The 9,396-nt window shown below is 40.1% G+C and carries 8 protein-coding genes; 7 read left to right on the forward strand and 1 reads right to left on the reverse strand.

Annotated features, from left to right (window positions below; translation table 11 throughout):
* Positions 1-520, forward strand: a 520-nt coding sequence (locus VF500_RS23660; RefSeq protein WP_330862033.1) for an IS110 family transposase, incomplete at its 5' end; no start/stop codon positions are given.
* 137 nt (positions 521-657) lie between these two features.
* Here VF500_RS23660 and VF500_RS23665 read toward each other — a convergent pair.
* Positions 658-1,371: a hypothetical protein gene (locus tag VF500_RS23665; protein WP_330862034.1), complete on the reverse strand. Its 714-nt coding sequence runs from the start codon at positions 1,369-1,371 to the stop codon at positions 658-660.
* A gap of 307 nt (positions 1,372-1,678) precedes the next feature.
* Between VF500_RS23665 and VF500_RS23670 the strand changes: the two genes are divergently transcribed.
* From VF500_RS23670 to VF500_RS23695, 6 genes are all read left to right on the forward strand, one after another.
* A complete protein-coding gene (locus VF500_RS23670) occupies positions 1,679-2,245 on the forward strand; it encodes an acyl-CoA thioesterase (RefSeq protein ID WP_330862035.1) in 567 nt (188 codons plus the stop codon).
* A 52-nt stretch (positions 2,246-2,297) separates the two neighbouring features.
* On the forward strand, positions 2,298-4,202 hold the full coding sequence (locus VF500_RS23675) for a tetratricopeptide repeat-containing sensor histidine kinase (RefSeq protein ID WP_330862036.1): 1,905 nt from the start codon (positions 2,298-2,300) through the stop codon (positions 4,200-4,202).
* A 259-nt stretch (positions 4,203-4,461) separates the two neighbouring features.
* On the forward strand, positions 4,462-5,541 hold the full coding sequence (locus VF500_RS23680; RefSeq protein ID WP_330862037.1) for a fatty acid desaturase: 1,080 nt from the start codon (positions 4,462-4,464) through the stop codon (positions 5,539-5,541).
* A 215-nt stretch (positions 5,542-5,756) separates the two neighbouring features.
* Positions 5,757-6,797, forward strand: a complete 1,041-nt coding sequence (locus tag VF500_RS23685; protein ID WP_330862038.1) for a ligand-binding sensor domain-containing protein — start codon at positions 5,757-5,759, stop codon at positions 6,795-6,797.
* A 747-nt stretch (positions 6,798-7,544) separates the two neighbouring features.
* Complete coding sequence (locus tag VF500_RS23690) at positions 7,545-7,916, forward strand: BlaI/MecI/CopY family transcriptional regulator (protein WP_330862039.1); 372 nt, start codon at positions 7,545-7,547, stop codon at positions 7,914-7,916.
* The coding region (locus tag VF500_RS23695) for a M56 family metallopeptidase (RefSeq protein ID WP_330862040.1) at positions 7,913-9,396 on the forward strand (1,484 nt) is incomplete at its 3' end. The genes VF500_RS23690 and VF500_RS23695, both read left to right, overlap by 4 nt.

The raw sequence follows: 9,396 nt of genomic DNA on the forward strand, positions 1-9,396 counted from the left end.
GAAAGCAGCCAGGCAAAATACTAACGTATGCAATAAAGCGCTCAATGGTATTGAGGCCAGTTTAGAGAGTGTAGAAAAAGAGATCATGAATATCGTTAATGCAGATCCGGAATTAAGGCGCTTGTTTGTTTTAGTTACCTCAGTGACTGGCATTGGCAAGGTTACAGCAATACAACTGATAGTAACAACCAATGAGTTTAAAGACCTCAATAATGCAAGTTCATATGCCTGTTACGCGGGCCTGGTGCCTTATTTGGAAGAATCCGGAGTGTTCAAAGGTAAAGGCAAGGTCTCACATATGGCCAATAAAAAAGTCAAAACACTTTTACACATGGCTGCGCTAGTAGCTATCCAATATAACGATGAATTGAGGCTCTATTATGAACGAAAAGTTAATGTCGAAAAAAAGAATAAAATGAGCGTTTTAAATGCTGTCAGAAACAAACTTGTACAACGCATCTTCTCTTGCGTAAACCAAAATAGAAAATATGAAAAAAATTGTCTCAAATTAGTTGCTTAGATCATAGAAATCGAGGTACGAAGCAATCCCCGATTTGCAGAGCCGCCCTGTATAGTTTGGGATTGCTTCGTTCCTCGCAATGACGCTTTTTAAGTTTAGAGACGCTTTTAAGTTTAGAGTGGCAGAGGCCCATCTACTCAATAAAACTCCAATCCCCCATCATTCCTGAAAGCGCATTTTATAAATACCCGGCAGCTAACGGGCTCACCGTTTACGGTAGCCGGTACAAAGATCTTATCGGCGGGATCAGGCACATGGATGCTCATATTAAAAGTTTTTTCAAACTGACCGCTATATACGTGCACTTTAAATGATGCAAGCCTACCCAGCGGACTGATCAACAGTTCAACCGCGCCAAATGATACATTTGGGTTAAGGTTCATCAAATCAGGCGGCAACTTAAAGAGATTCAGGTAGGGGAGATACCCGAAAAACCTGCCGCCTACTTTAACAGGTTTGGTTGTTTTGGCCGTATCGTTAAGTTTTACATCAACAAAGTATTGCAGGTTTGAAGTGCTGTCTTCCGGGGCTTCATAAGTGACCTGGTTAATTTTGTAGTCGAAATTTTGCACCAGGTGGCCCCTGTTATCGAAAAAATGCCAGACACCGGTTCTTTTATCATTGTCGTAATATCCGCTGGCAAGCGCATAGTTTTTTTGATAAAGGGCCTGGTATAAGCCCTGGCGAATGCCTTTATTGTTTTTAAGCACATTAAACCGTTCGACCACCGAATCGGTAAGGCGACGTTTTATAACAACAGTTTCCGGACCGGGTTTACTTGTAGCAGGTGTTTGTGCAAATACACAGCCGATATAAAATACCGATATGAAGGTTAAAATAAGCTTTTTCAATGCAGGGTTATAGATTGTTGTAAATATATAACAGCGTTTAATGTATCTCCAAAAAAAGCAGGATACAAATTATCTTCTGCCTTCGTGATTAATACAGTTCCCCGCATCTCGCGGAGCAGCCGGGCATATGTTGTTTGATAAAAAAAGAATGCCGATAAACGTAAGCTTACGTGTTTTTTCATAGTTTAGGGTCAATTTAGGTTATTGACCATTAAGTTTAAAAAAGGTTTAACGGTTTTATACGACGCAATGCTAATGTTGCACAAGTTGGGCTAGTCAATAACCTTATACTATATTATCACTATTTATGAGCACTTTATCCGATATCGACGGCTACAAAAGCGTAGCGTTTTCGCAGGCCACTATCACCGAACTAATGATCCCCTCTTACTCCAATTTCGGTGGAAAGATCCATGGGGGCATCCTGCTTTCACTGATGGATAAAGTAGCCTATGTATGCGCCGCCAAGCACGCGGGTAACTATTGCGTTACCGCATCTATCGATACTGTAGATTTTTTACAGCCGGTGGAGGTTGGGGAACTGGTATCGCTTATGGCATCGGTAAACTATGTAGGCAACACATCGCTGGTTGTGGGGATCAGGGTGATATCCGAAAATATCAAAAATCATTCGGTAAAACATACTAATACCAGCTACTTTACTATGGTAGCCCGGGATGAGCACAATAAGCCTGCTAAAGTACCCGGCCTGGTGCTTGAAAACCGGGAGCAGGTTAGGCGTTTTATCGAAGCGCGCCGCCGTAAGGAAATTAAGCAGAGTTATATGAAAGAAGTTGAGCAGATTCAAATGCCTGATAATTATGAGCATTGTATTGCGCTGTTGCAGGGTGAGCGCTGCCTTGTTGCCGGATAGCTATTGCGTACATGAAGTTTATTATTAGATTGCAGTCTGAAACTGTTAACGAATGACGAGGCCCGTAGGTTTATTATTGCTGTTATTGATGCATGGTACTACTTATGCGCAAAAAGAAAACGGAATCGATCCGAAAAAATCGCCTGCATTAATCAAAACTATTGATAGCCTTAACAAACTTGTTGAGGAAACCTATGTTAGCGCTCCGTACGAAGCAAGGGCTATGGCCGAACACGCGTTACTGCTGTCGGAAAAAATAAAATATAACCAGGGTACAGGCTGTGCATTTTTAAACCTCGGGCATGTATACTGGTCGCAGTCGTATTACCCTATCAGTTTGTTTTATTTTAATTCGGCTTTAAGCTATCTGCCAAAAAACAAACCTTTACTTCTGGCCCATTGCTATAGCTCCATAGGCCGGTCATATACAGATTTGCAGAACTATAACCTGGCACTGAAAAATTTAGCCCTGGCTTCAGATTTTGCCGGTACCGACCGGAAGATGCTTGCTGAAGTTTATAATGAACGGTCATTTGTTTATGTAAAACTGAAGCAATATGATAAAGGGATTGCCAATGCCAAACTGGCCATGCATCTTAGCCGTGTTATTAATGACCAATCTGCATTGTGTATATTATATAGCCGGCTTGCCAATGCTTTCCGCGTAAAAGGGGAATATAAGCAGGCAATTGCTTATTCAGACACCGCTTTGCATATGAGCTACCTTGTTAACAACAAGAGGTTAAGGGCTATATCATTTATTGAGCGGGCAACTATTTACAATTCGCTAAGTCAATATGATAAAGCTATTGATCTTGCTCAAAAAGGCGCGGCTTTATCTGATAGTATTGGTGTTATGGATGGTATCTCATCGGCCTATAAAACCATTGCCTACGGATTTGAACAAAAGCACGATATATCACAATCGTTAGCTTATCAAAAAAAATACACCCAGGCGCTTGATAGCCTTAACGCGACCAATAAGCGTAAAAATACGGAGCTGATCCAAAGCTATTTTGAGCTGAACAGCCGCCTTAATGCCATTGCCGCGGTTGAGCAAAAGGCTAAGGAATACAGCAACAAAATTCATTTACAGAAGGTTATTATCATTACCCTGCTTATTTCATTACTGGTTGTAATATTGGCATTATCGGTTACCTATTATCTATACAAACAAAAACGGATATTAACAAACCGGATGCGTAAGCAGCATAAGGCCTTGCTGATCCAGAAAGAATTGATAGAAGAGCAATCTGTAAACCTGGCCGGCATAAATAACCTTAAAGATAAATTGCTGGCTGTAATTGGCCATGACCTGCGTACGCCGCTTGCTAACCTGCATTCGATATTGCGCCTGTACAGTACAGGTGTTTTAACCGATGCAGAAGTGCAGAGTTTGATGCAGGAAATAGAGCCGGTAGTGCAGGGTGCTGAGTTAACGCTTTCAAACCTGCTTGAATGGGCGGGGAGCCAGATCAGGGGGATTAACCTTGAAGCCTCGGCAGTTGATATTCATTTAACAGGTATTGAGATCGGGAGGATCTTTAGTTACCTTTTTCAGCAAAAAAATATCAGGTTTGAAAACAAAGCACTACCGGGGATGTGTGTGCAGGCCGATGAACGACATATAAAAGTAGTTATAAGTAACCTGGTAAGCAATGCTATTAAGTTTACAGGTGATAACGGTATGGTTACTTTATTAAGCACCGTTAATGAAGATAGACTGGTGATCAGCATTATGGATACAGGTAACGGCATCCCTGCAGAAAAACTCGACCGTTTATTTAACCTGAATACAAAATATACCGTAACAGGCACCTCCGGCGAAAAGGGAACAGGTATTGGCTTGTTTTTATGTAAGGAGCTTATTGAGTTTAACGGCGGCAGGTTGTGGGTAAATTCGGAAGTAAACAAGGGCAGTACCTTTAGTTTTAGTCTTCCTTTGGTAACAGATTAACCCTTCCTCAAAAATTATTCCTATTTAAAATCTGTAATCTTACTACATGATTAATGCTTATTAAGTAATATGTAGCTTGTATAGGCTTTTATAATTTCATATAAAGAAATTTAATTATTTTGAAAAAGTTTTAATCATTTGTTGGGTAATTTAAATCTATTTATCCCGTTATTACGTATAAGCAATAAGTACTTTTTACTATATTGTGACAAAATAAACATAAATTTCCCACTCGCTTAACTAATCTCCCCGAAACTTAATGGCATTTTTAAACACTGTGCTCGAACCACCTGCATATGGTTGGACAGATGAACTTGGCAATCTCTCAAAACCCACTAACAAGCAAATTGTAAAGGAATTTTTTAAACGGCTTAATGTATTCAGCGATAAAAAAAACTGGCTTTCATTTTTAAGCTGGTCGCTGGTTGTGGCTTTGGTACCGTTTTTGGGCCTGTTCATTTTTAAATATTTCAGTATTACAGGTCTTATCGTTGCTTTTGTATACAGTATGATCATTATGGGGACCCATGGTACTATCTGGCACCACCGGTATTGCACCCATGGCGCTTATACTTTTAAAAATAAATTCTGGCGCTTTTTTACCCAAAATCTTACGCTTAAAATTATTCCTGAAGAGATCTACGCGGTATCGCACCACGTACACCACGCGTTATCTGATCAACCCGGTGACCCGTACAATGCACAAGGCGGTTTTATGTATTGCTTTTTGGCAGATGTTAACCACCAGCCTATAGCCCGCAACATGGACGAAGCCAGCTATAAAAAATGTGTTAACCTGATGAAACATACAGGTGTTACAACCAATACTTACAAGCAGTATCAAAAATGGGGAACCCTTGCCAACCCAACCCGTACCATAGTTGGTATTATACTAAACTGGGGGTTTTGGTTTGCAGCTTTCTACCTGTTAGGCGGGTCGGCCCTTGCCTGCGCAGTATTTGGTTCGGCAGGGATCTGGGCAGTTGGTGTACGTACATTTAATTACGAAGGTCATGGCAAAGGCAAAGACATGCGTCGCGATGGTATCGATCATAACCGCGAGGATATGTCAATCAATCAGTTATGGCCGGGTTACGTTGCAGGCGAATGGCATAATAACCACCACCTGTATCCTAAAAGTGCCCGTTCTGGCTTTAAACCATACCAGTTTGACCTGGCCTGGTGCTATATCAAAATGATGAGCATGCTGGGAGCCGTAAGCTCATACCGCGACTCGAAAGCTGATTTTTTGAAGGAATATTGTAGCCCGATATCCGTTGTTGTGCCGGTGGCAGTATTAGTTGCCGATGACGCTAAAGTATTGGTAGCTGCTGAGTAAGCTGATTTTATAATATTATATATGAAAGGCCATAGCGAGATGATTGCTATGGCTTTTTATATAACCAGGATTTTTATCTTGTCTGCTTCCCTGAGAGTAAATTTCGGCTATGGGGCATCATCGCGGGGATTTTATTTACAGATTTTACATTTTTATTTACAATCCTGATTCCATCAAGTAGAGATATCAAAGTAATTTCGTTCAATCAACTTGATATGAAAAATAAAAGAAACGCTCTGTTATGTATGGTTATTCTGTTGGCGGGATTTATATATTTTCCTGTACAGGCTCAGCAAAAACAGACCAAAAGCGGAGACTCTTCTGCTGGACCTAACCGAATCGCGCGTAATATTATACAAGATAAAAAAGGTAACATTTGGATTGCTGCATTTGACGGGGTTTTTCGATATGATGGGAAATCTTTTACCAATATCACAAGTACAGTAAGTTCGGTTACATTTTTTTCTGTTTTAGAAGATAGAAAAGGCAACTTATGGTTCGGTTCCATCGGATCGGGAGTTTTTCTCTATGATGGGAGAACTTTTAAAAATTTCACAACCAGGGAAGGGCTTTCGGGTAATGGCGTTACTTGTATTTATGAAGATAAAACCGGTAATGTTTGGTTTGGTACCGATGGTGGCGCAAGCTGCTATAATGGAAAATTCTTTCGAAATTATACAATGAAAGAAGGTTTGACTAATAATAGTATCCTTGCGATCATCGAAGATAAAGTTGGGAAATTTTGGTTTGGTACGAGTGGCGATGTCTGTATTTATGATGGAAAAAGAATTAGGGTTTTCACTCATAAAGGCAAACATTTTAATGTTCGTTCAATAATCGAAGATAAACAGAGCAATATTTGGCTGGGATGCGTTGATGGACTTTGGCGCTACAACGGTAGCACATTTACCAATGTTACCCGGAATTTTGTTGGTTATATATATGAAGATAAAAAAGGCAATATCTGGACAAGTTCAGAAAGTGTTAACAACCGGGATTGGGCATCTTCCAGTTATGACAAAAAAGTTTTATCTGGTTTAACAGGTGAAAAAGACCTATGGGTGCTTTCTCGTTATGATAAGAAATCCTTGTCCAATAAAAGGCCTGCTGTAACCGAAATAAAACCAGAAAAGGGAATGATCTGCGGGGTTTTAGAAGCTAATGACGGCAGTATTTGGTTTGGTGCCTCGGATGGGGTGTACAGATATGATGGAAATACCATTAACAGTTTTAATCATAAAGAAGGGCAGAAGTAAAATAAGTAGCACCACTGACCTGAACATGGAGGGAGAACCTAAAACCAACAACGGCACAAAAAATATGTCATTGCGAGCGTAGCGCGGCAATCTCGTAGCAATGCATGTCCGCCCTGTATAGCTACGGGATTGCCACGCCACCCCAAGTGCTTTTGCCCATGCCGCTCCTCGTATGACATAGCTTTTTTAAGCAGAATTTCCAACCGATCTTTATCTTTCGGACACTTAGCCGTTGTTGGTGTTGTCACCAACAACTCTGCTCCAAGCCAGTGAGGGTCCGCGTTACCTGCCAGGTTGTTGTTGGTGACAACACCAACAACGGTGCAGGGAGAACCTAAAACCAACACCGGTACAAAAAAATATGTCATTTCGAGCGTAGCGCGGCAATCTCGTAGCCAATGCATGTCCGCCCTGTATAGTTACGGGATTGCCACGTCGCCCTAAGTGCTTTTGCCCATTCCGCTCCTCGTATGACATAGCTTTTTTAAGCAGAATTTCCAACCGATCTGCATCTTCCGAACCTCAACAATGACGCAGATGGCCTTTGCTGCTTTTATCGAATTACGTTCTGTTGAATTGCTGCCGTTCAGTTTGCGGGCACAGAACATCTCATAAACATTTCTGGTGTAGTTTGAGGGGCAGGAGAGGGTTGAATGTGCTTTTTAGTTACAATATTTCAATAATTATTTTGAATTTTAATTTTTTTACTCTACAATTGTAGAGTAAATTCTAAAATCGTAGAGTAAAATGAAATTGACCGCAGCCGAAGAGCAATTAATGGATATCATTTGGGAGAGAAACGAGGTATTTATGAAAGACATCATAGATACTTATCCCGATCCTAAGCCGGCAACTACTACTATAGCCACTTTATTAAAAAGGATGCAGAATAAAGAGTTTGTTGGCTATCACCTGATGGGTAACTCAAGATTGTACTTCCCACTGGTAAAAAAGGCCGATTACTTTTCAACACACGTGAAGGGGTTGATCAGGAATTTCTTTGGAAATTCTTCCATGCAATTTGCTTCCTTTTTTACCCGTGAGGCCAACCTTAGCAATGCAGAACTGGAGGACTTGAAAAAGATAATTGACGAACAACTTAAAAAGACAAAAAAATGATCAATAATTTAATAAGTTTTAGCCTGTGTTCGGGTTTATTGCTGATCATTTATCAGATGCTTTTAAAAGGCAAAACACTTTACACATTTAACCGGTACTACCTGTTATTTAGCATGCTTTTTTCGTTAGTGGTGCCTTTCATCGGGATAGAAAGCAACATACCTATAGTTGATGTAATAAAACCGGTTAAAGATGCAATTACCTTTCCATCTTCAAAAGAGATGTGGTTGACCGAACCCCAACCACAAATGCCAGCTTCTCATACAGTAACAACAAATGATCACATCAATTATTGGCGCTATTGTTTGTTGGCTCTGTACATTTCAGGTGTGCTGATATTGCTGTTCAGGTTTGTTCGTAACTTGTACATTATTAAATCAATAGTCAAGAACGGCGAGTGTCTTTCCTACGAAAGAGCCAGGTTGGTCTTGGTTGAAAACTCCCATACGCCTCATACTTTTCTGAATATCATTTTTCTGAATAAGCATGACTACCACAGTAAAAATATCGAAAAGGCTATTCTGAAGCATGAACTAACCCATGCCAGGCAGCTTCATTCAATTGACATTATATTGATAGAGCTATTGCAGGCGGTTTGCTGGTTTAATCCTTTTATTCCCTTTTACAGAAAAGCTATCGAACTAAATCATGAGTTTATTGCTGATGCCGCTGCAATTGATAACACTACAGATATAACAAGTTATCAATACTTGCTGCTTAATACAGCAAACCAATCCAACGGACTAAGTATCACGAGTCAATTCAATTATTTAATCATAAAAAAACGTTTAATTATGATGACCAGATCCACACCTGCAATTAATGCCATTTGGACAAAGATTGTAACCGTACCCGTATTTATTTCGGCATTTCTGTTGTTTTGTTCTAAAACAGAAGCTTTTACTGTTTTTGCTTCGGTAAAGAATCCTACGCCCATCATAGAAAAAGCATTAGGAGATACCACCTCAACAAAACAGTCCCCATATAAATTGGTGGCCAGTAATTATCCTTATACAAAAGATGGCGCTTCGTTAGCTGCGCTAAAGGAATATCAGCAAACAGTTGAAAAGTATTTTGAAGGCACCGACAGGTTTATTAAGCATCCGGCGAAAATTACTGTAGAGGACAGGGCAAAACTGGAAACCATCTTTAAAAGTATGAGCCGTGCCCAGCAGGAAAACCAAATGCTAATGTTTACCTACCAGGGAGAACCGTTAAAAGCCAAACATCCAAGCCAGGCTGATCTTGAAATCTGGAGAACTTCGTCTACATCGAGGGTTTGGATCAATGATAAAAAGGTCAATAACTCCGAATTGAATAATTATAGTCCTTCTGATTTCGGATTGGCTATACCAACCCGTTTAACAAAAAAATCTATTAATTATAAAAAATACAGGTATGAAATAACATTGTATACCAATGATTATTATGCCAAACTTTATAAAAAGCAGATGGATGAACGTTACCTCAGCGTGATGCT

Source organism: Mucilaginibacter sp. (assembly GCF_036383575.1).
In the GTDB taxonomy this organism is placed as follows: Bacteria; Bacteroidota; Bacteroidia; order Sphingobacteriales; family Sphingobacteriaceae; genus Mucilaginibacter.

What these genes read in the sequence shown, in the direction of transcription:
- VF500_RS23685 (WP_330862038.1), top strand. Translation starts at nt 5,757, where the DNA reads ATGAAAAATAAAAGAAACGCTCTGTTATGTATGGTTATTCTGTTGGCG.
- VF500_RS23690 (WP_330862039.1), top strand. Translation starts at nt 7,545, where the DNA reads ATGAAATTGACCGCAGCCGAAGAGCAATTAATGGATATCATTTGGGAG.
- VF500_RS23680 (WP_330862037.1), top strand. Translation starts at nt 4,462, where the DNA reads ATGGCATTTTTAAACACTGTGCTCGAACCACCTGCATATGGTTGGACA.
- VF500_RS23670 (WP_330862035.1), top strand. Translation starts at nt 1,679, where the DNA reads ATGAGCACTTTATCCGATATCGACGGCTACAAAAGCGTAGCGTTTTCG.
- VF500_RS23675 (WP_330862036.1), top strand. Translation starts at nt 2,298, where the DNA reads ATGACGAGGCCCGTAGGTTTATTATTGCTGTTATTGATGCATGGTACT.